Here is a 24,969-nt window from a genome sequence, read left to right on the forward strand (position 1 = left end):
TTGAGAAATCAGGAAAACGACATGACGAACACGGATAAAATTCGCTGGGGCATTCTTGGCCCTGGCCGTATCGCCGGCGACTTCTTCGCTGGCGCCGCCCAGTCAAAAACGGGGCGCGTGGAGGCGATCGCAACCCGCGATCCGCGGAAACCAGGACTTGCCGAGCGTTTTCCGGGCACGCGAATTCTTCGTCGCTATGATGCGCTGCTGGCGGACAAGGACATCGACGCGATCTATATTTCAACGCCGCATCCAACCCATGCCGAATGGGCGATCAAGGCCGCGAGGGCCGGCAAGCATGTGCTCTGTGAAAAGCCGATTGGCCTTTCCGCGGCTGAGGCAGAGGCCATGCAGACCGCCGCGCGTGTAGCCGGAACCTTTCTCGGCGAAGCCTACATGTATCGGCTACATCCTCTGACGTTGAAACTGATCGAGCTTCTCAACGCGAAGGCCATAGGCGAGGTTCGCATGATCAAGTTGAGCTTTGGCTTTGCCAAACCCTTCGAACAGGATCACAGGCTCTTTGCGAATGATCTTGCCGGCGGCGGTATCCTGGACGTAGGCGGATATCCGGTTTCGATGGCGCGATTGATCGCCGGCATCGACTATCCGAACGGCATCCTCGAGCCGGACCAGGTGTTCGGCGTGGGATATCTCGGCTCGACGAATGTCGATGAATGGAGCGCTGCCATTCTTCGCTTTCCAAATGGTATTATCGCTGAAGTAGCCTGTTCGGTATCACTGGCGCAGGACAATGTTTTGCGCATCTTCGGAACGGCCGGGTCGATCGAAGTCGATCATTTCTGGTTTGCCGGCGGAAAGCAGGGCGGCAGGGCAATCATTAGACTGTTTGATTCAAGCGGGACGCAAAGGGATATTCCGGTCGAAGAGCCGCGGCATATCTACAGCTTCGAAGTGGACGCAGCGGGGGAAGCAATAAGGGCGGGGCAGCTGGAATTCAGCTATCCAGGTATGACGGCAGCCGACACGCTCGGCAATCTCAAGGTTCTGGACAAATGGCGTGCCGCCATCGGACTGGAATATGCCCTCGAAACCCCGGCGATTCGCACGAGGACGCTTACCGGCGAAAAGCTTCAGCGCAAGGAACAAGTCACCCCCAGAGGGCATATTCCCGGATTAGAAAAAGAAATGTCCATGCTGGCGCTCGGCCTGATGGAATTCTCGACCTTTCCAGCGGCGTCGATCGTTCTTGACGCGTTCTTCGAGGCCGGCGGCAATCTCATCGACTCCGCCTTCCATTATGGGGGAGGTATGCAGGATCGTCTCATCGGCGATTGGATGCGCAGCCGCGGCGTGAGGAACGATGTGGTGGTGGTCGAGAAGGGCGCGCATTCCCCGCTCTGCTATCCTGATGTCATCGCCAAACAGCTCGCCGTCAGCCTCGAGCGGATGCAGACCGATTATGTCGATGTTTATTTCATGCACCGCGACAATCCCGACATCCCGGTCGATGAGTTCGTCGACGCGATGGATGCAGAGGTCAAGGCAGGGCGCATTCGTGGCCCGATCGGTGGATCGAACTGGACCCGCGAGCGCATGGATCAGGCAATCGATTATGCGACACGCACCGGCAAGACAAAGCCCAGTGTCCTCTCCAACAATTTTTCGCTGGCGGAAATGGTGGATCCGGTCTGGCCCGGTTGCATTGCATCCTCCGACGTTGCCTGGAAAAACTGGCTGAAACTGCGGAAGGTCGTTAACTTTGCCTGGTCCAGTCAGGCGCGGGGTTTCTTCACCGATAGGGTCGGCCCGCAGAAGCGATCGGATGCTGAGCTGGTCCGGGCATGGTATTCCGACCTGAATTTCCAACGCAAGGCGCGCGCGGAAGAGCTTGGCCGGCGCCTTGGAAAGGATCCGATCCAGATCGCGCTTGCGTATGTAATGAACCAGCCATGGCCGGTAATCCCACTCATCGGTCCGGCGAGCCTCTCGGAGCTTCGCCACAGTATTGCGGCATCGATGATTCAACTGTCAGAGCAGGAGGTGTGTTGGCTGGAAGATGGCCAACTGTAATGAATGCAATCGCCACCTCTTGGCCTGCCCTGCAGACACATAACCGCTCGGTTTGTTCCGACTGGCGGAAATTCGAAGACTATGGCTGGCTCGGCGATGGTCTCTTGGTGGCGATCAAATGGCCCGTAAGGGACGGGCAGCGGAGGCTAGCGATGACGGGATTGGGATCGTTATCGCTGGGAGAATGCCCCTGCAAGGTCTGACTGGCCCCAAATCCGCCAACAATGCCGGCGCCCGACGATGGCGGCGTTCCACGCCACCTCGATTTCCCGCGCCCGGCGGCGGAAAAGTTCGCCCGCGTCGGTCAGGCGAACCCCACCGGGCAGCCTCGGCAAGTGGATTCGCTGAGAGAGCGTCCAAATCTTTGATCAGGACGCTCTCTGAAAATTCAGCAGGTCAGAACGAATAGCCGATCGAAAGTTTTCCGCCGATGCTCTTGCTGTCGCGACCGTCGCCGATCGCGCCGTTGATCCCGGCCTTTACCGTCAGCGCATCGTGCTGCAGCGCCACGTCGAAGCCGAGCCGACCGATATTGCGGCTGTTGAAGGCCGATTCCTGGCTGATCGCAAAGCCCTGCAGAGAGGCGGTGCTGACGGTCTCGGGCGTCGAGGCGAGATGCTCGAAGGTCAGGCGCGCGGTGGTGGCAAGCGCCCACTCGCCGATTTTGCGCTGATCGAGGCCGAGTTCGACACCGGCCTTGAGGCGGACCGCGGTTTCCTCGAACGCGTCGACGGCGAGCGCCAGTTCGCTGCCCTTTTCCTGGAAGGCGTCAAGCTTGACATGGGCGACATCAACCCCGGCAAACGGCGTGATCGCCCATTCGCCTGAGCGGAAGATGTGGCCGATTTCGGCGTTGACCCCCAAGACGGAGCCGTCCGTGCTGCCATCGGCAGTGCCGAGGCCGCCGCCGAGCGTTCGCGAGCTGTCATAGTTCATGATGCTGGCATTGATCCCTCCCGCCACATAGAATCCGGAATCGAGCGACGAGAAGCCGTAGCGTCCGCCGATGGTGGCGAGGAAGCCGTCGAGATCCACCTTGCCGCCCGCCGCCGAGATCGATGCGCCGCCATAGCCGAGCGCGCCATAGACGAGGGCACGCTCGTCGATACGGTAGGTCGCGCCGAAGAGCGGCATGACGCTGCGCTGCGAGCTCTTCGCCCCGCCTGAATCGCCGTCGGTCGAGAAGCTTTCGCCCAGCGTCGTCTGCCAGAAAGCTGCGTGGCCGATGTCGAGATCTTTGCCCCGCGCATAGGGCTGGATCGTTTCGCCAAGCTGCGAGGACAGGCGCGTCAACCAGCTGCCGGCATCGGCATGGACCTGCCCGCCGACTTGCATCTGGACGCCGCCCAGCGTGCCGGCGTCGATGGCCGACTGGAGATAGTAGTTGTAGGCCGTGTAATCGCCCGAGAGCTCGGAGTTCTGCAGCGCCTTCAGCAGCGCCGCGCCTGCGGCGGCGTTACCGGTTATTTGATCCTCCTCCGGCAGCGACTGGTAATAGACCATCTTGCCGCGCAGAACGTAAATGTCGGCCTGCGTCAGCCCAAGCCCTTCTTTCAGGTAATTGTCCATCGAGCCGTAGCTCGCCGCGACCTGGTCGAGACTTGCCTGCAGAAAGCTTGCCTGCACGCCCATGAGCGGCGCATAGATCGCGCGGGCATATTCGCCCGCCGCGCCCCCGCCGGCCTGCGCCGCGATGGCGTCGAGCGAGGCTTCGATGCGCGCCGCCGAATAGGTATTCGAGGCAAGGTAATCCTTCATGATTTGTTCTTGCGGCACGCCAGCGATGCTGTGCAGGATGGCCGAGATCCAGCCGGTGCGGTCCTTACCTGCAGTGCAATGATAGAGCGCTGCGGAGTCCGCATGGGCGAGTTCGAGAAGAACCTCACGGATGACGCTGCGCGTGCGTTCATTGGTAACGAAACTACGGTTGCCTTCTTCCATCAAGGCAATAGCGTCAGCCGGGCTGTTGAACACCGGCGTCGGCACATCATCCGAGCCGGAAACATTGTTGTTGAAATAGGTGACGCCGGGCCACAGGCGATCCGGATACTTGGCGATTTCGCCCGGCGTGCGCAAATCGATGACGGTCGAGATGTTCTGCCCCTGAATCGTCGCGTAATCGGTATCGTTGAGTGTCAGTGCGTTGGAGCGGAAGAACACGCCGGTGCGCATCACGCCATCATGAGCCGTGGTGTAGGCATAGCCGGTGCCGCCCATCGACGCCGGCAGACCGGCGAGATCGCGGAAATTATCGACCGAAGACAGGATCGGCGTATTGATCGCCTCCTGCGCCCATGCCGGTACCGCCAGCAGCGCCGGAAGGGCCGCTGCGCAAATTGTTACTCTCTTCATCGTCTGTCCCCACAAATTGAAATATTGCAGGCGGAGAACCGTCTCCGCATGGGGTGGCTGCTAGACGCCGTACGTAACACTGGCGTGACAATTTGCACTGAGTGCGAAAATATGCTGAGCGTGCGGTATATCTACGTCCCGGCGAGTATTGGCCATGCCTTCCAGGCCGCGCAAATTCATGCGAGAAGCTTGCATGCTTGACGATCTGCCCATCAAAGAAGGCCTGCGCGCGCGAAAACGGAGAGAAACCTTCCGGCGCATCGCCGATGCCGGTCTCGACCTGTTTCTCGCCAAGAGTTACCAAGCCACGACGCTCGACGAGATCGCGCTGGCGGCCGGCATCTCGCGCCGGACGTTCTTTTATTATTTTAGGAGCAAGGATGACATTCTGCTCGCCCATATGAACGGCTATGTGAATGCGCTGAGGGAACTGGTCCTGGAACATTCCGCAGCTGGTGCGCCATTCGATATTGCCTGCGCCGCGCTCAAGGCGCTTGCCGCTAGCTCCGAGCCCTCCCGAGCTATCGCCATCGCGCGGGTAATGAACGAAAGCGAAGCGCTACGCGCGCGGGCAGCGTTCAGCTACCAGCAGTTCGAACTGGCTCTCTATGAAGGCTTATGCGCTGTGTGTCCTGATGAAGACCGAAGCGACGGCCTGCGGCTCGTCGCCATGACAGCGAGTGGGGTGATGCGCCTTGCCGCCGATGCGTGGCGCCAGGATGACGGCAAGGAGTCGCTGGCAAAATATATCGAGAATGGGTTTTCATCGTTGAAAGCTGAGCTCGACGCTCATTTGATTGCTGGTCGCGCAGCGCGGCAAGGGTCGCAAGCTATATAATACGCCCCCAGAACCAATCGGCGAATGGTTCACAGTGCTGCGGGACCTTGTATGGCCGCCAAGCTGCCTTTACTTGCGCGGTCAAGGCCGGTGGCGCGGAGTGGACGCAAAGGCCGGGATTTCCATGTTGACCGTGAGGCCACCCTCGTTGGGCGCTTCGGCCCAAATCCGCCCTCCATGCAGTTCGAGAGAGTGGCGGGCGATGGCAAGGCCGAGGCCGTGGCCACCGATAAGGGGAGGGTCATTCAGGCGGACGAATGGGTCGAAGATTTCGGTGAGATATCCGGGCGGCACACCGGGGCCACAGTCTTTTACGCTCACCTTCAAAAGGTGTTCTCCTTCAAGAGAAGCATATACGCGAACCATGGTGCCCTCGGCGGTATATTTCAGGGCATTGCGGATTACGTTTTCGAATGCGCGATAAAGCAGTTCGCCATCGACCTCGGCGATGAACTCCTTTTGCCCGTCCAGGCGAACTTCGACATTCCTTCGCTGTCCTTCGAAGGATGCATCCTCGACGATGGCGTCGAGCAGCTCGATCACGTCGATCCGCTGCCGTTCGACCGGAATATGCGATCCGGAACCAAGACGGGCCAGAGTCAGGATCTGTTCGACCAGCGTGTTGAGCCGCTCGATCTCGCGATTCATCCGCAGGAGCATCGTATCGACTTTCTCGGGTTTTTGCCGGAGTACGCCCAACTCGACCTGAAGACGGGAAAGCGGAGACCGCAGCTCATGGGAAATATCGTGATAGAGCCTCTGCCGGGTCGCCTGCAGGGCTTCAAGCTTCGCCGCCGTGACGTCGAAATCATGGGCAAGGTCGGAAACCTCGTCCCGCTGTTTGGTGAACCGGCTCCCGATCCGCGTCGTGAAATCCCCGCCTGCCAGCCTGTGAAGACCGTTCTTCAACGTGACGATTGGGTGGGTCAAATATTTCGCAAGCCAGAACGACGCCAGCAGACTTGCCACAAGGCAGGTAAGGAAGGGAAAAAAGATGTATTTGAATATCCGATAGAAACTATCCGATTGCCGCACCGTAATTTTATAGCATCCGCCTTCTCCCGTGACGAAGCGGGTCGTTTGGCTGTCCTTCGTCCCGCCCGTCTCGCAATGCGCGCTTCCTGCCGGGATCTCTGCTATCTCCGGGTGGGATGAAGAAATGTCTTCCAACGCAGCGGCGACCGTACGGGCGGCATCCAGATGATCCGTTTCAACGAGGGTTGCGATCAAGTCGAGCGCCAGGGCCGATGTGGTCGGATATTTTTCCTCGGCCGGCAGCGTAGCTCCAGAGAACCTTGTCAGGAGGAGAATGAGGCCGATCGTTCCGGCGATGCACAGCCATATCATAATGAAAAGTCTGCGGAACAGGCCGTTCATGAGGGATCCTGAACCAGCTGATATCCTTGCGCACGGACCGTCCTGATCCAGGGCTGGCCGTCAGGACGCAAGCCGAGCTTCTGCCTGATGCTGCTGATGTGGACGTCGATCCGCCGGTCGAACGGAGCAAGCGTGCTGCCGAAGGCGCGTTTGGAAAGATCGCTCTTGGCAACGAGCTGGCCTGCTTCGCGAACCAGAACCTCGAGAAGGTTGAACTCTGTTCCGGTCAGCTCGAGCGGACGGCCATCGCATATCACGGTTCGGGAACCGGGATATACCTCCAGCGCGCCGGCCCGAAGCACGCCAGGAGCGCCGCCGCGCTCGGATTTCTTCAGGCGCCGGAGGATCGCCCGCAGCCGCGCCACGATTTCATCTGGAAAGCAGGGTTTGGGGACATAGTCATCCGCTCCGAGATTGAGCCCGGTAATCCGGTCGACGTTTTCCCCGCGGGCCGAGAGCATCAGGACCGGAATATCGCTGGAGGCACGGATTCTCTGGAGCACGTCGATCCCATTGATCCGCGGCATCATGACGTCGAGGACGATGATATCGTAACGTCCAGAAAGGGCTTCCTCGATACCATGGCGCGGATCGTTCGCTGCCCGGCCGACAAAACCTTCCTCACTCAAATATTCGATGAGAAGCGAGGTCAGTTCCTCGTCGTCATCGATCAACAGAACCTTCGTCATTACAGTTCACTGGCTATTTCAAGGTCTCATGCACTCCCAAGTCTCATGCCACGAACAGGGCTGGACAACCGAGCACTTTTGCAAAACTTTACGCCAGCTTAACGGCACTTAACGCTGGGGGTGATAGAACTTGTCACGCTTACCCCTCGCATCCCCGCGATGCAAACAAAAGCGCGTGTTTGCTGCCTTTCGATAATGCAGCTCTGTCAGAACAAAAACTCTTGGGATGTCTCATGGAGAGCCAAACGGACTCGCTGCATACGCAGGAATCTATCGGCCGTCACGCATCCGCCCGCAGCATGAAACCGGCAGATCGGCTTGGCCTTGCGATAGCGCTGAGCCGGTTTCAGCATAAGCGGCGACAGGTCGCTTTCCTCATGATCCTGCTGGCAATCGGATTTCTCTTTTTCCTTGAAGCTCGCTCCAGTGAATTCATTGCCGGCGTCGTCGAAACATTCGGGATCGGCCTGATGGCGATGGCCGTCATCGGCCGCCTCTGGTCGACGCTTTATATCGGCGGCCGGAAAAATGGAGAACTGGTCGCTGCCGGCCCATACTCCATCACGCGCAATCCGCTCTATCTGTTTTCCGCGATAGGCGCCGCGGGAGCGGGCGCGCAGACCGGAAGCATTGTCGTAACGCTGGCATTCGCCGTCGCCACCTGGGGCATCTTTGCGATCGTAATCCGCCGTGAGGAGAAATATCTGCGCCAGGCGTTTGACGAGTATTACGCTGATTATTGCATGCGTGTGCCGCGCTTCCTGCCCCGGTGGTCCGCCTTCACCGACGCCGATTGGGTGATGGCAAGCCCCAAACGGCTCTACGCAACCTTTTTTGACAGCCTGGTCTTTTTCACGGCGGTGCCTTTGTCCGAAGGCATCGAGTGGCTTCAGGAATACGGCGTGGTTCCGGTGGTACTGCGGCTTCCCTGATGGGGCGGCAAATTTGCATAACTTTACACTGGGTTAACGGCACTTAACGGTGGAAACGATAAAATTCGCCCCATCCAACCTGGGAGTAACATGCGGTGCGGCCAAAATTTCCGGCAAGTTTTTTGATCCCGCTTTCGTTCGATCCATTGACAGTGCGCCGCATTTTCGAGGGGGTATTCATGCGTTGCGTATGCTCGGTGGTCCTCCTCTCCATCTGTCTTGCCGGCTGCGCGAAGGTTCCCCTGGAATCAGGCGCATCGCTGTCTTCCTACGCCAATCTCACTCCCGAAAAGAGCCTCTTGGCCAAGGCCGCGATCAAGGTAGACCGTGATGCTCTTTTGAGAGCGCGCACGGTTCGGATTGTCCCGACGGGATTTACACCCACGGCGGGAGCGATGGTCGAGGATCAGAAAGATCTCCGCCTCGTGGCCAACGCGATCGATCGTTCGCTATGCGTGGCCCTCAGCGATCGCCTGCAGGTGGTGGGCAATGGCCAAGCCGCCGATTTGACTGTTCGCGCCAATGTAACTGCTTTGGTGCCGACGAATGCTGCCGTTTCCGCCCTATCCACCGCCACCTCGCTCGGGACGTCAGCAGTCCTTCCCGTCTCTGCGCCCCGGTTGCCGTTCGGGTTGGGTGGTCTCGGCGTCGAGGCGGAAGCGATAGGCGCCGATGGCCAGCAGAAAGCCGCCATGGTCTGGGCGAGGGGAGCCAATTCGATCACCGAAAAGCCGCGAATGTCCAAGGTCGGCGACGCCTATAGCCTCGCTTCCAAATTCGGCAATGACTTTGCCGCGATGATCGTGAAAGGCAAATCCCCCTTTGGAGGCATGCCGGAGATTCCGTCGCTCCAGAAGGTACGCTCAAATCTCGGAGGAAAGGCCAAATATGCCGCCTGTGAAACCTTCGGCAGAGCGCCAGGGGTCGCGGGTCTGGTTACAGGCCAGCTCGGTCTGCCTCCCGGGTGGTCCGACAAGGGGGACGCTACGGCGGGCAAGTAAATGCTGAGCGTGCTTATTCACCTCGATTTCTCTCGATGAAAACCAAAGGAAATGCAATGACAGGCTTGCAACAGGCCCTCCGTTGGCTTGCCCTCGCTTGTGTCGGGCTGCCGCTCGCCAGCTGCTCCGATGAAGCAGACAAATCCAGAGCGGGTGCGGCGCCCCAGGCCGAAGTCGCAATCGTTGAGGTGAAGGCAGAGAAGCTGCCTGTCGTGACAGAGTTGCCAGGGCGCGTAGCGCCCATGGTGACCGCCGATGTCCGCCCTCGCATAACAGGGATGGTGCTCAAGCGGGTCTTCGAGCAGGGCTCGACGGTCAAGGAAGGGGATGTCCTCTACGTCATCGACCCGAAGCCATTCGAGGCCAAGGTGGCGGCGGCCAAGGCCGCGCTGGATTCCGCCATCGCCGCCCGGGAACTGGCCCAGGAGCGCGCCGACCGGCAAAGGGAACTGCTCCAGCGCGGCGTCACCAGCAAGGATAATAGCGACACCGCCATCGCGACGCTCGCGCAGAGCAACGCCGACGTTGATCGCACACGGGCCGACCTGACGACCGCCCAGCTCGAATTGCAATATACGCAAATCCGCGCACCGATTTCCGGCAAGATCGGCCGTGCGCTTGTCACAGAGGGTGCGCTTGTCAGCCCCACCTCGGACGTGATGGCGACTATCCAGCAGATCGATCCGGTCTATGTGGATTTCACCCAGCCTGCGGATAGCGTCATCGCGCTCAAGAACGCGCTTGCGCAAGGCAAGCTTCAGGCGGATGAATCGGGAAGCGCCCGCTTGAAGCTCATCTCGGCGGGGGGCAAGCCGTACCCGCACGATGGCAGGCTCCTGTTCTCCGAGGCGTCCGTGAATTCGGCAACGGGCCAGATCATTTTGCGCGGCGAGTTTCCCAATCCCGAGATGAACCTGCTACCCGGCATGTATGTGCGGGGACGACTTGAGCAGGCCGCACTCGACGGCGCGCTTGCCGTCCCCGAGCAGGCGGTTCAGCGCAACACGGCAGGCAACGCCCAGCTCTATATCGTCGCAGATGATGGCAAGGTGCAGCTCCGAACGGTTACGCTCGGCTGGATCGTCGATGGCCGCTGGGTTGTCGTCAAGGGCCTCTATCCGGGTGACAGGGTAGTGGTGGAGGGCTTCCAGCGGATTGCTCCTGGCGCGCCGGTGAAGACCACGCCCTGGACACATCCCTCCCTCGCCAGCACCGACAGTTCAGACAAGGGTTAAGACCGATGGCAGCCTTCTTCATAGACCGCCCGGTATTCGCCTGGGTCATCGCCATCATCATCATGCTGGCGGGGGCGATTTCGCTCACCGTGCTGCCCGTCTCGCAATATCCCAAGGTGGCTCCGCCGCAGGTGAAGATCTCGGCGGTCTATCCCGGGGCTTCCCCGGAAGATACCTATGAGGGCGTCACACGGCTGATCGAAGAGGAACTGAGCGGCGTCCCCGGCATGCTCTATTTCGAGTCGACCTCGGACGCTTCGGGATCCATCGGCATTACGGCCACCTTCGAGCCCGGGACGGATCCGGACGACGCCACCGTCGAGGTGCAGAACCGCGTGCGGCGGGTCGAGGGAAGGCTTCCAGCCTCGATCGTGCAGCAGGGGATCAGCGTCGATGCCGCCAGCAGCGGCACAATTCTTCTCGTTGCGCTGACCTCGAAGAGCGGTGAGACGGATGGCCTTGCGCTCGGCGATTACATGAGCCGGAATGTCGCTAGCGAGCTGCGCCGCATACCCGGCGTGGGCAATGCGCAGCTTTTCGGCAGCGAACGCGCCATGCGGGTCTGGGTCGATCCGGACAAGCTTCTGGGGTTCGGCCTTGCGCCCGCCGATGTGACGGATGCGATCCGCTCCCAGAATGCGCAGGTGGCCGCCGGGCGGCTTGGCGCTGCTCCAGTGGGACCTGAACGTCGGACGACGGGCTCCCTCATTATCAAGGGACAGCTTACCACGCCGGAGGCATTCGGCGATATCGTGCTGCGCGCCGAACCCGACGGTTCCACCGTGCGGCTGCGCGACGTTGCCCGCATCGAAATCGGCGCCGAATCCTATGGCACCTCGACGCGCATCAACGGCAAACCGGCGGCGGGCGCTTCCATCGAGCTTGCGCCGGGCGGTAATGCCCTCGACGTCGCGACTGCCATCCGTGAGCGAATGCGGGAACTGCAAACCTCGTTTCCCCAAGATATCGAATGGTCCATCCCCTATGACACGACACCGTTCGTCGAGATTTCCATCGACAAGGTCCTGCACACGCTGATCGAGGCGATCGTTCTCGTTTTCGCCGTCATGTTCCTGTTCTTGCAGAACATCCGCTACACGATCATTCCAACCTTGGTTGTGCCTATCGCGCTGCTCGGTGCGTGCGGCGTCATGTTCCTGCTCGGCTTTTCCATCAATGTGCTGACTATGTTCGGCATGGTGCTCGCCATCGGCATTCTGGTGGACGACGCCATTGTCGTGGTCGAAAATGTCGAGCGGATCATGATGGAGGAGGGGCTTTCCCCCAAAGAGGCTACCAAGAAGGCGATGAGCCAGATTACCGGCGCGGTCATCGGCATCACGCTGGTGCTCACCTCGGTCTTCGTGCCGATGGCCTTCTTTCCGGGAGCCGTTGGCGTGATCTATCAGCAGTTCTCGCTGACGATGGTCGCCTCCATCCTCTTCTCAGCCTTCCTGGCGCTGTCGCTGACTCCAGCTCTTTGCGCCACGTTCCTGAAGCCTATTCCGAAGGGCCATGCTCATTCCAAAAAAGGGCTCTTCGGATGGTTCAACCGGGCGTTCGATGCCTCGTCGCACGGTTACAGCAACTGGGTTGGCCGGCTGCTGCATAAAAGCGCGCGCATGATGCTCGTCTATCTCGTCGTCGCTGGCGTGACCGGCTACCTGTTCCTGCGCCTGCCGACGGACTTCCTACCGATGGAGGATCAGGGTGCATTGCTCGCCCAGGTGCAGGCGCCAGCGGATGCAACATCCGCGCGAACGCTAGAATCCATCGAGAAGATGGAGGAGACCGTGATGGAGAATCCTGCGGTGACGCGCGTGGTCGCCATTAATGGATTCAGTTTTTCCGGCGCGGGAGAGAACGCGGCGATGGTGTTCATTACGCTGAAGGACTGGAGCGAGCGCACCGCCGAGCAAGGCGCGGCGGCAATTGCCCAGAAGCTCAACGCCCAATTCCAGACGATCAAGGACGCCGTTGCTTTCGCGACTTCGCCGGCTGCAATTCCCGGGCTCGGCAGCACCAACGGCTTCGCCTTCCGTCTGCAGGATCGCGCCAACAAGGGCACAGAAGCGCTCTGGGCCGCGCGCGACCAGTTTCTGGCGGAAGTCCGAAAAAGCCCGGTTCTGACGGGCGTCCGGGAGGAGGGACTCGCCCCGGCAGCGCAGGTGGTGCTGAAGATCGATCGGGAAAAGGCCAATGCCTTCGGCGTTACCTTCGCCCAGATCAACCAGACGATAAGCACCAATCTCGGCTCGTCCTATGTGAACGACTTCCCGAATAACGGGCGAATGCAGCGGGTGACCGTCCAGGCCGACCCAGGCAAGCGCGGCGATATTTTCGACGTGCTGAGCATGAGCGTTCGCAACAGCAATGGCGAGATGGTGCCGCTTTCGGAGTTCGCCAGCTATGAATGGGCCAAAGGGCCGATCCAGCTCGTGGGCTATAATGGTTTCCCCGCCATCCGCATCAGCGGGCAGGCGGCTCCCGGCTATTCGTCCGGCGATGCCATCGCCGAGGTCGAGCGCATCGCCAGCCTGCTGCCGGAAGGGTTCGGCTATGAATGGACCGGCCAGACGCTTCAGGAGATTCAATCAGGCGCGCAGGTGCCGATGCTGCTGGGCCTTTCCTGCCTGCTGGTCTTCCTGTGTCTTGCCGCGCTTTATGAAAGCTGGGCCATTCCGCTGGCCGTCATGCTGGTGATTCCGCTCGGGGTGATCGGCTCGCTTGCGGCGGTGATGCTGCGCGACATGCCGAACGATGTCTATTTCAAGGTGGGGCTCATCACGATCATCGGCCTGGCCGCCAAGAACGCCATTCTGATCATCGAGTTCGCCAAGGATCTCCGGGCAACTGGAAAACCCCTCACTGAGGCGGCAGTGGAGGCGGCGCGTCTTCGCTTCCGGCCAATCCTGATGACCTCGCTGGCCTTCACGCTTGGTGTCGTGCCTCTGGTCATTGCGAGCGGTGCCGGGTCTGCAAGCCAACGCGCCATCGGCACCGGCGTGATGGGCGGCATGATCTCGGCGACGGTGCTCGCCATCTTCTTCGTGCCGGTGTTCTTCGTCTTCGTCATGCGATGGGTGAAGACCAAGCCGGAAACCGGTGCGACAGGGGCCTCGGCAGAACCGCAGCGGGGCTGAGACCGGAACCCTGGATGAAATTCGCAGAAAACCTGATGCTGAAGAAGGAGTACCAACCATGAAAAGGCATCTCACAATATTGGGTGCGGCCGTAGCGCTGGTCGCGGCGTCATCGATGGCGGAGGCCGCGGTCCGTGGCTATGCGACCACGGATGTAAACATGCGTTCCGGTCCGAGCACTGCCTATCCCGCCGTAACCGTGATCCCTGAGGGGGAACCTCTCAGGATCAATGGCTGTCTGCGGGACGTGAACTGGTGCGATGTCTCGTGGGTGGGCGGTCGCGGCTGGGCCTATGGACGGTATGTCCAGGCCGATTACCGCTCCCGCCGCGTTTACGTCGAGCCCGACTATTACCCCCGTCTGGGCATTCCCACTGTCACCTTCGACGTGGACACATACTGGGATCGACACTACCGCGATCGCAATTTCTATCATGAGCGGGATCGCTGGGGGCGTTACGACTGGCGCCACGACCGCCATCTGCCACGAGGCTGACGCGCGATGTAAACGCCCCGGCCGATGGGATTGCCAGGCGGCTCGCCAATCGCGGCGCCCGGCAATCCTCAATTCCTCGATTTTGTTTCGCATTCAACAAAGGAGACTATCAATGCGTAAGTGCATGTTATCCATCGCCATCGTGGCCGCTTCCCTGGCCGCCATGCCCGCCTCTGCACAATCATGGAAGCTTCAGGCATCCGTGCAGCGGCAGATTCAGTCGGACATCAACCAGCTGGAAAATCAGATCAACAAAGCGGAGAGGAGGGGCCAGATTTCCCGGAAAGAAGCCAAGAGCCTGCGCGGCGAAGCCTCAAGCGTGCAGCGGCTCTACAACCGTCTTTCGCGCAACGGGCTGGATCGGGGTGAAGTGGGACAGCTCGAGACACAGGTGAATCGAATCCACCAGCATCTGAAGCTGGAGAAGCGTGACTGGGATGGCCGCCGCGGCTAAGCCGAGGTAGCGTGGCCATGCTGCCGGTTTGCGCTGGCGGCATGGCTTAGGTAACGCCTGGGGACAGAAGGGCCCGTCACCCTCAAGATTTATTGGGCTCACGTTGTCCACCCCTGCCGTTCCGGCCGTCGGCGCTTCGTCGCGTAAACGGCCGTTCCGACAAGCCGTTTTACACTCCTCCGTGTGGGACATCCCTGAATATCTCGACTACGCTCCAAGGTGCGGCGTCACCGAAAAAGCGGGCCAGGTTCTGCGCGGACGCGTCGGCGACTTCGCTGCTGCGCGGGAACAGGTCGCATTCGTAATCTGTGAGCGCAGCTTCGATGTCGCCTGGATGATGAATAAGCGCTTTGGCAAGCTCCGCGCCATCGTACATCGCCAGATTAGCTCCTTCGCCGGCGAAGGGTGACATGAGATGCGCCGCGTCGCCGACCAGAGTGACTCCGGGCACTCGATCCCACCGCAGCCCGACCGGCAGTGCATAGACCGGGCGAAGCGCCGGCTCAGCCTCGCTGTCCGTAATGAATGCGGTGAGGTGGGGCGCCCATCCCTCGAACTGCCTCGAGACATGCTTCAGTCCACATCGCGTGTCGCCAAAGTCTATTGAGCGTATCCATTCCTCGGGTTTGTTCAGCGCGGCATAGCCGCGCGCGGTCCCATCGGCGTAGCGATGGACCATGATGCCCTTGCCTGGAGCGACAGCCATGAGTGTGCCGCTGCCGATCGCGCCGAGGGATGCCTTATGTCGCGCTTCACCGTCGGAAAGCGCGATGTCGATGAAGCAGGTGCCAGTATAGTGAGGCTTTGCATCGGAAAGAATGGGCCGGACCTTCGACCAGGCGCCGTCCGCTCCCACGAGCACATCGGCCGCGACCGTCGCGCCGTCGGAGAAGGTGACCGCGGGCCGACCGCGATCGGTCGCGACCGATGTCACCTTGCGGTCCCATTTGATCGTGCCGACAGGAAGCGACCCGATGAGCATGTCTCGAAGTGCGCCCCTGTCGGCTTCCGGTGTAGTGGTGCGACCGCCGGGGTCGTCGAACAGAATATTGCCGTTCTGATCGACGACCCGTTTGGCATCCTCCCCGGGGCGGATGAGATCCAGGAAAGCGTCGAATAGGCCGGCGGCCTTTAAGGCGCGTTGACCATTATGCTCGTGGATGTCGAGTAGACCTCCCTGCCTCCTCTCATTTGCCGAGACTTCAGCTTCGTAGACGGTGCAGGGGATGCCGTTCACATGCAGGGCGCGAGCCAGCATGAGACCGCCCAACCCCGCGCCGATAATTGCAATATCGTTTTGCATTCTAGCGCTCCAAGTATCACGTCAGCGTCGATCGACGCTGACGTGCTCTCGACCCGATGGTCGTGAGACAGTTGCTTTCGGAGACGCTGGCCGAACCATGCTGACGGTATGGCTGACGTGTATTCGAAAGCCTGACGAGCATACCAATGCTGCTGGCGTTCGTTTTTCGCGACTGGTTTTATCTACATCGGTCCGCCGTGTTGAGCAACCCGTCTTGCTAAGACGCATCATGAGCAAGCTTTACCGTAGGGTCTCTCACCGATAGAGACGGCGACGGTCAACGACAATATCGCCACTTATCCGGCGAGCGGTTCGAGGGCTTGCTGTCGCCTGTGGTTGCCGCGCCTGCGCCATTGAATGCCATGGCAAGGGCGTTGGCATCGCGTCCGGCATCGGATTTGAGCCCTTTGCCTGCGACTGACAACCCCTCCGAGATCAGGCCGGTGATCCGGTGTCTGAATGGCCTGTTTGCCCGGGTCGACGCGGTGCGGGAGCACGAGTGGGATTTTACCGCGTTCGCAGCCCTCCGAGAAAATGCGCTTCGGCAAATCGCCATATGTGTGGACCGAACGTCGCGGCTGATCCGGCAGCTTGACGATTTCACAAATGCCGAGATTGGCGAGGTCATCCAGGACGAGGGCCGCGTCAATGTCGGGAAAGCTCTGGAGACGCTCGCAGAGGATATAAGACAGCACTATCCACAAGCGGTCGTCATCTCGGTCGAGTTCGCCCTTTTTTCCGTTACCCTCCCGGTCACAGCGGATCACTGTTCATGCTTGCAGCGCGGAATCTTTTGGAAAATGCGGTTCTGCACTCTCCACCAGATCGGTCCGTCGCCTGCTGGTTGCGGCGCGAGCCGGGCTTTCTTGCTGTCGTCATCGATGATTGCGGGCCCGACATCCCGGACGATGAGTTGCCAAAGGTGCGCGACCGCTTCTTCAGGGGCGCAACAAGACGGAAATGAGCAGCGGGCTCGGCCTTGCCATCGTCATGATTTTCGGCTCCTCTTTCGTTCAGCGAGCGACGAATTCTTCGGTTCCGATCACCTCGCCATAGAACATAGCGAGCGCCGCCATGACCCGAAGCAACATCGACGCCACGTGATCGACAAATGCCGTGCGCCGGATCGTTCCGTCGGGATAGAAAAGGGCAGTTTAACCGGAGGTGCCGACAACCGTGCCTTGGGCGAGAGCGCACAAAGTTTCCTGACCTTCGGCCACCGCGAATATCTCGCATTGGCAGACCGCCTGCCGTTTGCCGGTGCTTCTGGCGCTCGCCCGCGCAACTAATTCCGTTCCACGTGCAGGCTTGATGTAATTGATCTTGAACTCTGACGTCAGGGCATTGCCGCCCAATGCGAGCCCGCCGGCAAAGGTAATCGCGTTGTCCGCCAGATAGCTGAGAACCCCGCCATGGACGAACCCGTGCTGCTGTTTCAAATTGTCGGAGATTGTAAGGCGCAGTTCGGCGCTTCTCGGCTCGGCTTTTGTCAGCCGTGCGCCTATGAACCGGCTGAATGGCTGGCTATCGAAAACCTGGTGTGCAAACGAAAGAAGATCATCCATGTCATTCCATCCAGTTGTATCAGGCAATCTACGGTCCTTCATGCTCGGTCATAGGTGTCACCGATGATCGATTAAGGGCCTGGTCGACGCTTTGTTGGAAAACTGCGAGAAGACCTTCTTCCAGTCCGAGAGTATGGAATTCATTGCCACCGAACCGGAGCCCCTTCTGCACATCTTCCGCTACGGCAAAATCTTCGAGATCGAAGACCATGTCATTGGTGTACTCGAAACGCTTGGCGAGTGCTGCCTCACCTTTTTCTCCGTTAAACAGTTCCTCTCGGTCGTTAAACAGTTCCTCTCGGTAAAGCATCTCATGGGTCCAGATGGTTCGATCCGGAGCTTCGGGATAAAACTTGTTTATCGACACGTAGTCGGGATGCATTATGAAAAACGTATTGGGAAACAAGGTGTAGTATACTGAGGCGTAATCCAGAATGCGCCATTTTTCCGGCTCGACATTCAAAGCGTCGAGAATGTTGGTCCTGGCGGCGGCGATCCGGATATGCGGTCCGTGCTCGAAATGCGCAAGGACGCCCTTTCGGAATGAAGTGGCAATCGTTGTACGATGCAGGAAAGGAACGTGATAGCCTTCCAGGTAGGTCTTTAGAAGCAGCTTCCAGTTCGCATTCTTAATGATCACGCTCTTGCGATAACTGACAAGCCTATCAATGCCGAAATGATCCATATCGTCCGCAATCGGTCCGAGATAGCTTTTCAGATCGATCATTGTCCCGGGGGTCGGATGAATCCAGATGAGGCCGCCCTGTTCGGCCACAGGGAGTTCCACCAAGCCGAAACGGCGGCGATCAAGATGCGGAAAATTATGCTCCTTTGTTATGGCCCTCAGGGAACCATCGAGATCATAGACCCACCCATGGAAGGGGCAGACAAAAGCCTTGAGCTTCTTATTTTCCGTCGCCCTGGTAATGAGTCTGGCGCCCCGGTGCCGGCAAATATTCAAGAAGGCGCGCAGCTGCCCCTCCTTGTCGCGGATCACGACATAGGGAAAACGGTCCCAATCACTGAGGAGAAAAGATCCAGGCTCACGCACATGACAGGCGTGTCCCGCAACTGTTGGATATTGGCGGAATACGGTCCCCATTTCATGCTCGAACGTTGCGTCGTCTGTATAGTTGCGTACCGGGATCTGGGTGACTTGTCCCAGCATGTCCTGATGACGCTCCTCCTTGCGCAGGCCGAGCAGCAAACGCAGGGTTTCGACTTGTGTCTCGTGTTTCATCCCCGACCTCCCAATCGGCAGATGCGCGAAGGCGCGATCTGTCATAAGAAACATACAAAGAAATGAATCGGAGTTCAATTGTTTATGGCCTACCGACGCACATCAAAGATGCAGCGACGCCTCGACACGACGCGTGATCAGCTTATCGAAGCGGCGCGGCAGCTCGTGGCGCGATCAGGCTATGCAGGCACATCCATTCCAGCGGTTGCAATAGCTGCGGGAATTTCGACGGGCAGCGTCTACCGGCATTTCCCTTCGAAGGCGGCTTTGTTCCTCGAAGTGTTCCAGCAGGCCTCATTGCACGAAATCGAAGCATTCGATCGCGCGGCGCGAATTCCGGGTACGGTTCCTGAGCGCTTGGCCAGCATGGTGGGGACCTTCGCCCGGCGCGCCCTTAAGGGACGCAGGCTCGCTTGGGCATTGCTGGTCGAACCCGTCAGTCCGGAAATCGATGCAGATCGCCGTAGATTCCGCGAGCCATACCGAGCGATTATCGAAGAAGTCATCAACGAAGGCATCGAGGTGGGTGAACTCATGCAGCAAGATGCGCGCGTCACGTCCATATGCATCGTGGGTGCTATCGTCGAAACCCTGCTTGGCCCGTTGAGCGATACGCCACGAGCAGGGGAGGAGGATATTATTGTCAAGAACCTGATAGCGATCTGTGTACGCGCTTCGGGGCCTATCAAACCATGATCCATATTTTCGCCGGTGATGAACGCGCTGGTGATGATCAGGATGAAGCGCAGCCGCGTATCCACAGGATCAGCGCGGCCGCGAAGAGTACCGCCGACAGATTATAGAGCATGGCGCCCGAAAACGCCGCGGCGTAATGATCGGCGCCCGGCGCGCCTCCAGCCGGATGCTCCGCGAGGAGGTTGATGAAGAAGATGCCGACGATGGCGACTCCGAAGGCTCCGCCGACCTGCTGCATCGTGGAGACGATGCCCGCAGCCATTCCCGCATGGCGCTCCTCAACAAAGCCGATGACGAGATTGAGCAGCGGCGTCATTGAGAGGCCTTGTCCGAAGCCAAACAGGACGAGTGCGGGTAGGAGGCGCCACACGTCGTCCGCGCTTGCAAGTTCGCCGACCCGCACGATCAACCACAGAATGCCGGCCGCATAGATCAGGGCGCCTCCGGCAATGGCCCTCTCGCCGAAGCGCGCCACTAACCTCGGCGCAGCCAAGGACGCCGCGACGAAGCCGATGCTGGCCGGCGCAAACAGGCTGCCCGCCTCGAATGGGGTGAGCCCGAGGCCCGACTGAACGAGGAGCGCGAAGCAGAGGAAGAGCGATGTCGCCGTGGAATAGATGGCGAGCACGACGATCACGCCGAGCGCGAAGCCGCGATTTGCGAAGAGCTTGAGATCGATGGCCGGCGCTCTGTTGCGATGAGCAAGATTTCTTTCCCAGGCGAGAAAGGCAGAGAGTGTCAGCGCCGAGAGGGCAAAGCAGAGCCACGTCCACACAGGCCAGCCCATGTTCGGCCCCTCCAGCAGAGGCACGAGCAGGAGCGTGAGGCCGAGCGTCGCAAGGCCGATGCCGATCCAGTCCACGGCAGCCGCGTCTGCCGCGCGCGACCCGGGGATCGCCTTGCCTAAACAGGCCGCAGCGAGGCCAATCGGGAGATTAATGAGAAACACCGCCCGCCAGCCGAGGCCGAAAAGGTCGCTTTCAACGATCAGGCCGCCCAGCACCTGTCCGGCGATGGCGGCGAACCCCAGCGTCATGCCCAGCAGGCCGAAGGCGCGGCGGCGCCCGGCGTCGTCATAGAGGACGCGCAGCAACGCATAGACCTGCGGGAACAGTATCGCGCCCGTCGCTCCCTGCAGGAAGCGCGCGACGATCAGGCTCGTCGCGTCGGGTGCTGCACCGCAGAAGAAGGAGGTTATGGCGAAGCCGATCATGCCGAGGATGAACAGCCGGCGGCGGCCGTACCGGTCGCCGAGACGTCCGCCTGCGATCAGCAGAATGCCGAATGCGAGTTCGTAGCCGGCGATGACAAGACCGATCTCGGCGAAGTCTGCCTTAAGATCGGCTTGCATCGAGGGGATGGCCACATTGACCACGAACAGGTCGAAGACGGTGATGAAGCCGCCGAGCAAGAGGACGGCGAGCGCGAGCGGCGATATGGCGGAATGGCTCGCGGCGGAAGTTGGTGCGGGAAATGTAGCTCTGGTTGTTGAAGTGCAACTGTCGGACATAGCGGCTCTCCTGGTTGAAGCCACCGGATAGGCCGCCTATGATCCTGCTACTATGGAAGAAATTATGCTATTACTATGAGCAATATGGAAAGCCGATATAACCGCACACGCACGGAATTGGCGGATTTTCTGCGTCGGCGGCGCGAAAGCCTATCACCGCTCGATGTCGGCCTCGCGCCGGGAAAAAGACGCCGAACGCCGGGGCTGCGGCGGGAAGAAGTGGCGGCGCTCGCCGGTGTCGGGCTCACCTGGTACACATGGCTGGAACAGGGGCGCGACATCAACGTCTCGGCTTCGTTTCTCGACAATATATCCCGGGTGCTGAAACTCGATGAAACGGAGCGACGGCATCTGTTCCTGCTGGCGCACCACCGTCCTCCCGCCATCAACGGCCGGCCCTGGTGCGCGTTGCCGCCGCTTGTTCGGCGGGTGATCGACGATTTGGCTTTACGGCCCGCTTACGTCATGAACCTGCGCTGGGATGTGATCGGCTGGAACGCGGCCGCTGAGCGGCTGTTCGGGTTCGAGGCGCGCGATCCGGCAGAGCGGAACATGCTTTGGATGCTCTTTGCCGATGATAGGCTATCGAGCCGGATCGTGGAGTGGGACATGCAGGCGCCGCAGATCCTCGCGAGCTTCCGGCGCGACTACGCGCAAGCGCCCGACGACGAAGACATGATTGGGCTGGTTGAAACGCTCGAGCAGTGCTCGCCTGCATTTCGCGATCTCTGGCGCCGGCACGACGTGCATGGCCGCTGCCAGGGGCGCCGCAGCTTCCTTGTCGCGGGAATTGGGGCCGTCGCATTCGAGCATTCGACATTCATCGTCGATGAGGAGAAGCACCTGCGGCTTGTCGTCTATGCGGCTCTCGAAGAGGGCGATACGAGCGGTGCGTTGCGGGGGGCAAACGCTCTTTGATTGAGCAGGCGGCAAAGTGATGAACATTGCATTTTCTTCGCTGGTCCAATTCCTTACGAGCCACATGACTCCCGGTGAAACGGAAGGCGGCAGACCTGTTGAAGAAGATTCTGGACATCCGGCTTCCCTTGCGAGCCAAAATAGGAGAGTCCCACCCTATGTCGCGCGCCAAATCAGATAGGGCATCGCGCTGGCGCCGCAAAGCCAGATCGGCGCGCCGCACAGCGCATCGACGGCGAAGGGGGGAAGCAGCGGACCGTGCCGAGCTGCTGCAATTCGAACAGGCCGAACATGGATGCGGCCAGCATTACGAAAGAACCGCGACCGCTCCGATGGTGCAGTGAGGCTGCAGCACCATCTGAACGGTCAGTATGCGATCGCGCCATCCATGTTCTCATCGCCGGCAAGATCGCATGTCGAGGTGGCAACGATATCGGCGACAATCTTTCCGGAGCCTGCCGCGAAGGTCCAGCCAAGAGGGCCGTGGCCGGAATTCACGAACAGATTATCGAGGCGGGAACGCCCCAGCATCGGGAAGCCCGTCGGGGTGACAGGACGCAGGCCCGTCCAGGGGGAGAATGCGCTGTCCGGATATTGACGCAGCAGCGGCACGAGATTGCGCGCTTGGCTGAGGATTCGCTTCACTGCGTTTCGCGTCGATGGTCAGATCGTAGCCGCAGAACTCAACGCTGCCAGCAATGCGCAGCCGGCGCCCGAGCGGGGTGACGCAAATCTCGTCATGCATATCCACGACGGGAAGCCTCGGCCCGGAATTCGCCGCGCCAATATCGACAGTGAGCGAATAGCCCTTTGCCGGATAAATCGGGCAATGAATGCCACAGTTGTGCAACAGTATTCTTGAGCCGGGGCCGCATGCGACAACAAAAGCGTCCGCCTTTATGGTGTCATCGGCGGTAACGGCGGCGCGGACCTTGCCGCTCTCCACGTCGAGCCGCTCGACGCCGCTCCCATAGCAGAATGTTACGCCCATGAGGGCAAGCCACCCAGCGAGACCTTCGCAGAACAGGAAAGCATCACCGCTTTCATCCTTTGGGAAATAGAGCCCGCCCACGAAAGGCGACCTGTCGTCGTCGAATACCGGCTCCAGATCTGCAAGCCTCTCGCGGTCGAGCCGCTGGACATCGAGGCCGCGTCTCGACATGAAATCCATGATCGGCATGCGAGCGTCGATTTCGGCTTGTTCACGGAAAACCTGCAGCGTCCCGTGGGATTCACGGTCGAAATGCAAGCCGGTCTCCCTTACGAGCAGTTTGAGCTGCTCGAGGCTATAATGACCAAGAATGAAGTTGCGCGCCGTCCAGCGGCGATAACGGGAGGGCCAGGAATCCCAAAGGAACCGCGCGCCCCAACCGATCAGGTGGGGCAGGGCGGAAGGATAAATCTTGAGCGGAGAATCCTTGTGCCATATCCAGGACGAGAGATGCCGGATCGTGCCGGGTGCATTCCACGGGTTGGATTGACTTGGCGTCAACATCCCGCCATTGGCGAAACTGGTCCCTTCGCCCGGTCCCGGCTTCGCATCGATGATGGTTACGGGAATACCAAGCCGCGTAAGCCAGTATGCCGTGGTGAGCCCGGCAAGGCCGGCACCGATAACTGCCACCGATGTTGGGTAGCTTGCCCGCGATACATATGGACGTTTGTTCATCGAGGTTTTCCGGCGCCCCAGCGTTGCGCCGGCTCTCTTGCGCTTTAGCGGGGCAATATTTGAAATGCTGGTCATTTGCGTTCTCCGATGTCCCAATAGAGACCGGCCATCAGTTCGATGGCGGAACGGCTGAGGGAGATGAGCATATGCTCGTTCGGCGCGTGCTCCTGCGAGTTGGGATCGGAATGGGGAATCCAGATGGCCGGTATGCCGAGAACATTCGTGAAGACGGCGTTGCAGATCGAGCCACCCATTTGTGGGACGACAGCAGGACCGGCGCCGCAGGTCAGTTTGAGCGAGTCGATGACGAACCTAACCCACGGGTTATCAGGGTCCGTTCTGGTCGCCTCGTCCGAGCCGGCGAATTGGGGCGGCGGCGTAACGACCTTCACGTCGGAAAGTCCCTTTCCGTCGAGATGCTCCTGCAGAGCTGGCATAATGTTGTCGAGGTTCGTTCCAGCGACGAAGCGCATCTGGCAATTGGCGACCGCTTTCGGCGGCACCACGACCGCCGGATGCTCGGGCGTGCCGGCAAGCATGGCGAGGACCTGGAAGACGTTCGAGGCGTAAACGCGCTCGGTCGGGGTCATTCCTGGCTCTCCCCACCATTTGTCGACCGCCGGATCACTGGGGCCGTCACCATTATGGTCGAGATCGTCGAGAGCCTTCTGCACGGAGGCAGGCATGGGCGGCGCCTTCAGGGAGGGTACGAGCAATTCGCCGGTCGGGCCGACGATGGCCGCAAGGGCGTTCGCAAGAATGAGAGCCGGATTGGCTATCAGGCCGCCCCATTGTCCGGCATGATAGGCCTTGTCGTGCAATTGGCAAACGAGATCGAACATCAACACCCCGCGGCAGCCCAGGATCAACGTCGGGCGGTCGGCATGCACACGGGGAGCATCGGAGCCGATCATCACGCCCGCAGCGAAATCGTCCTTGTGCGCTGCAATCAGTTGGGAGAGGCCCGGGGAGCCGACTTCCTCACCTGTCTCGACCATGAACTTTGCGTTGAAGCCGAGCCTGCCGCCACGTTCCGTATACACGGCGTCGAGTGCTGCCATGTTCAGCGTGTGCTGGCCCTTGTTGTCCGCGCTCCCCCGGCCATAAAGCTTGTCGCCATCGCGCGCGAGGACCCAGGGACCTTTGCCCTTGGTCCACAGATTGTCGAGCCCTGGCTGTACGTCACCATGGCCATAACCTAGCACCGTGGGCCGGTCCGAACCCTCCATGCGGGTGGCGAGCAGCACGGGCGGCTTGCCTTGGATAGGATTGTCGTAGATCCGAGTGGTGAATCCCATCCGCTCGAAAGGCGGCGCGATTTCGTCTTTGAGATAGCGATACATAAACGGCAGGCTGTCCGGGAGACTCTGGCTCACGGTTTTCAGCGCGACGCGGCGCGTGAGATCCGCCTGGAACGTGCCGCTATCAACGTAATCCGTGGCGCGATCGATAGCGCCCTGGCGTCCTCCAGGACTTGTCAGGGAGGTCTTTTCCATCGAGAGATGATTCATGGCAGG

Annotated in this window: 20 protein-coding genes and 2 pseudogenes; 12 read left to right on the forward strand and 10 right to left on the reverse strand. The window is 60.1% G+C overall.

Annotated features, from left to right (window positions below; all coding sequences use genetic code 11):
* The first annotated feature begins 21 nt into the window (after nucleotides 1-21).
* Nucleotides 22-2,034 (forward strand): aldo/keto reductase, encoded by a 2,013-nt coding sequence (locus IEX53_RS04255; protein ID WP_188821741.1) that lies wholly within the window; start codon nucleotides 22-24, stop codon nucleotides 2,032-2,034.
* Between the two features lie 396 nt (nucleotides 2,035-2,430).
* Here the strand turns inward: IEX53_RS04255 and IEX53_RS04260 are convergent, their stop codons facing one another.
* Nucleotides 2,431-4,386, reverse strand: a complete 1,956-nt coding sequence (locus IEX53_RS04260; RefSeq protein ID WP_188821743.1) for a tyrosine-protein phosphatase — start codon at nucleotides 4,384-4,386, stop codon at nucleotides 2,431-2,433.
* A 193-nt stretch (nucleotides 4,387-4,579) separates the two neighbouring features.
* Between IEX53_RS04260 and IEX53_RS04265 the strand changes: the two genes are divergently transcribed.
* Nucleotides 4,580-5,224, forward strand: a complete 645-nt coding sequence (locus tag IEX53_RS04265; protein WP_188821745.1) for a TetR/AcrR family transcriptional regulator — start codon at nucleotides 4,580-4,582, stop codon at nucleotides 5,222-5,224.
* A gap of 81 nt (nucleotides 5,225-5,305) precedes the next feature.
* On the opposite strand, the gene IEX53_RS04270 is transcribed toward IEX53_RS04265, so the two are convergent.
* Nucleotides 5,306-6,601, reverse strand: a complete 1,296-nt coding sequence (locus tag IEX53_RS04270) for a sensor histidine kinase (RefSeq protein WP_188821747.1) — start codon at nucleotides 6,599-6,601, stop codon at nucleotides 5,306-5,308.
* Nucleotides 6,598-7,290, reverse strand: coding sequence for a response regulator transcription factor (locus IEX53_RS04275; protein WP_188821749.1), 693 nt, complete (start codon nucleotides 7,288-7,290; stop codon nucleotides 6,598-6,600). The genes IEX53_RS04270 and IEX53_RS04275 overlap by 4 nt, the downstream gene beginning before the upstream one ends.
* Before the next feature lie 233 nt (nucleotides 7,291-7,523).
* On the opposite strand from IEX53_RS04275, the gene IEX53_RS04280 reads away from it, so the two are divergent.
* The 6 genes and pseudogenes from IEX53_RS04280 to IEX53_RS04305 all read left to right on the forward strand — a co-directional run bounded on the left by IEX53_RS04280 (nucleotide 7,524) and on the right by IEX53_RS04305 (nucleotide 14,551).
* Entirely contained in the window at nucleotides 7,524-8,222 is a 699-nt protein-coding gene (locus IEX53_RS04280) for a methyltransferase family protein (RefSeq protein WP_236016020.1), read from the forward strand.
* Nucleotides 8,223-8,401: 179 nt separating this feature from the next.
* Complete coding sequence (locus IEX53_RS04285; protein ID WP_188821751.1) at nucleotides 8,402-9,223, forward strand: DUF3313 domain-containing protein; 822 nt, start codon at nucleotides 8,402-8,404, stop codon at nucleotides 9,221-9,223.
* Between the two features lie 56 nt (nucleotides 9,224-9,279).
* The gene (locus IEX53_RS04290; protein ID WP_188821753.1) at nucleotides 9,280-10,458 is read left to right on the forward strand and encodes an efflux RND transporter periplasmic adaptor subunit; all 1,179 of its coding nucleotides are present in this window, start codon (nucleotides 9,280-9,282) and stop codon (nucleotides 10,456-10,458) included.
* Between the two features lie 5 nt (nucleotides 10,459-10,463).
* Nucleotides 10,464-13,601: a multidrug efflux RND transporter permease subunit gene (locus IEX53_RS04295; RefSeq protein WP_188821755.1), complete on the forward strand. Its 3,138-nt coding sequence runs from the start codon at nucleotides 10,464-10,466 to the stop codon at nucleotides 13,599-13,601.
* Nucleotides 13,602-13,659: 58 nt separating this feature from the next.
* Nucleotides 13,660-14,058 (forward strand): annotated as a pseudogene (locus tag IEX53_RS04300) (SH3 domain-containing protein); the annotation flags it as partial.
* 163 nt (nucleotides 14,059-14,221) lie between these two features.
* On the forward strand, nucleotides 14,222-14,551 hold the full coding sequence (locus tag IEX53_RS04305; RefSeq protein ID WP_188821759.1) for a hypothetical protein: 330 nt from the start codon (nucleotides 14,222-14,224) through the stop codon (nucleotides 14,549-14,551).
* 169 nt (nucleotides 14,552-14,720) lie between these two features.
* Here IEX53_RS04305 and IEX53_RS04310 read toward each other — a convergent pair whose 3' ends face one another.
* Complete coding sequence (locus IEX53_RS04310) at nucleotides 14,721-15,854, reverse strand: FAD-dependent oxidoreductase (RefSeq protein WP_188821761.1); 1,134 nt, start codon at nucleotides 15,852-15,854, stop codon at nucleotides 14,721-14,723.
* Between the two features lie 362 nt (nucleotides 15,855-16,216).
* Here IEX53_RS04310 and IEX53_RS24460 point away from each other — a divergent pair.
* A pseudogene (locus IEX53_RS24460) lies at nucleotides 16,217-16,273 on the forward strand (hypothetical protein); the annotation flags it as partial.
* A gap of 353 nt (nucleotides 16,274-16,626) precedes the next feature.
* Entirely contained in the window at nucleotides 16,627-16,818 is a 192-nt protein-coding gene (locus IEX53_RS24335) for an ATP-binding protein (protein WP_373288550.1), read from the forward strand.
* Between the two features lie 190 nt (nucleotides 16,819-17,008).
* Here IEX53_RS24335 and IEX53_RS04315 read toward each other — a convergent pair whose 3' ends face one another.
* Together IEX53_RS04315 and IEX53_RS04320 are read right to left on the reverse strand one after the other, a co-directional pair.
* Complete coding sequence (locus IEX53_RS04315; RefSeq protein WP_188821763.1) at nucleotides 17,009-17,419, reverse strand: PaaI family thioesterase; 411 nt, start codon at nucleotides 17,417-17,419, stop codon at nucleotides 17,009-17,011.
* Nucleotides 17,420-17,447: 28 nt separating this feature from the next.
* The gene (locus tag IEX53_RS04320) at nucleotides 17,448-18,659 is read right to left on the reverse strand and encodes an aromatic ring-hydroxylating oxygenase subunit alpha (protein ID WP_188821765.1); all 1,212 of its coding nucleotides are present in this window, start codon (nucleotides 18,657-18,659) and stop codon (nucleotides 17,448-17,450) included.
* Between the two features lie 84 nt (nucleotides 18,660-18,743).
* On the opposite strand from IEX53_RS04320, the gene IEX53_RS04325 reads away from it, so the two are divergent.
* Nucleotides 18,744-19,355, forward strand: a complete 612-nt coding sequence (locus IEX53_RS04325) for a TetR/AcrR family transcriptional regulator (RefSeq protein WP_188821767.1) — start codon at nucleotides 18,744-18,746, stop codon at nucleotides 19,353-19,355.
* Between the two features lie 37 nt (nucleotides 19,356-19,392).
* Here the strand turns inward: IEX53_RS04325 and IEX53_RS04330 are convergent, their stop codons facing one another.
* A complete protein-coding gene (locus tag IEX53_RS04330) occupies nucleotides 19,393-20,865 on the reverse strand; it encodes an MFS transporter (protein WP_188821769.1) in 1,473 nt (490 codons plus the stop codon).
* 75 nt (nucleotides 20,866-20,940) lie between these two features.
* On the opposite strand from IEX53_RS04330, the gene IEX53_RS04335 reads away from it, so the two are divergent.
* Complete coding sequence (locus IEX53_RS04335) at nucleotides 20,941-21,783, forward strand: helix-turn-helix transcriptional regulator (protein ID WP_188821771.1); 843 nt, start codon at nucleotides 20,941-20,943, stop codon at nucleotides 21,781-21,783.
* Between the two features lie 366 nt (nucleotides 21,784-22,149).
* Here the strand turns inward: IEX53_RS04335 and IEX53_RS04340 are convergent, their stop codons facing one another.
* The 3 genes from IEX53_RS04340 to IEX53_RS04350 form a co-directional block, all read right to left on the reverse strand.
* Complete coding sequence (locus IEX53_RS04340) at nucleotides 22,150-22,395, reverse strand: FAD-dependent oxidoreductase (protein ID WP_236016021.1); 246 nt, start codon at nucleotides 22,393-22,395, stop codon at nucleotides 22,150-22,152.
* Nucleotides 22,289-23,452, reverse strand: coding sequence for an FAD-dependent oxidoreductase (locus tag IEX53_RS04345; RefSeq protein WP_188821775.1), 1,164 nt, complete (start codon nucleotides 23,450-23,452; stop codon nucleotides 22,289-22,291). Before IEX53_RS04345 ends, IEX53_RS04340 begins: the two co-directional genes overlap by 107 nt.
* A 71-nt stretch (nucleotides 23,453-23,523) precedes the next feature.
* The gene (locus IEX53_RS04350) at nucleotides 23,524-24,963 is read right to left on the reverse strand and encodes a M20/M25/M40 family metallo-hydrolase (protein WP_236016022.1); all 1,440 of its coding nucleotides are present in this window, start codon (nucleotides 24,961-24,963) and stop codon (nucleotides 23,524-23,526) included.
* Nucleotides 24,964-24,969 lie beyond the last annotated feature (6 nt).

The organism is Paramesorhizobium endophyticum (assembly GCF_014640615.1).
Classification (GTDB): domain Bacteria; phylum Pseudomonadota; class Alphaproteobacteria; order Rhizobiales; family Rhizobiaceae; genus Paramesorhizobium; species Paramesorhizobium endophyticum.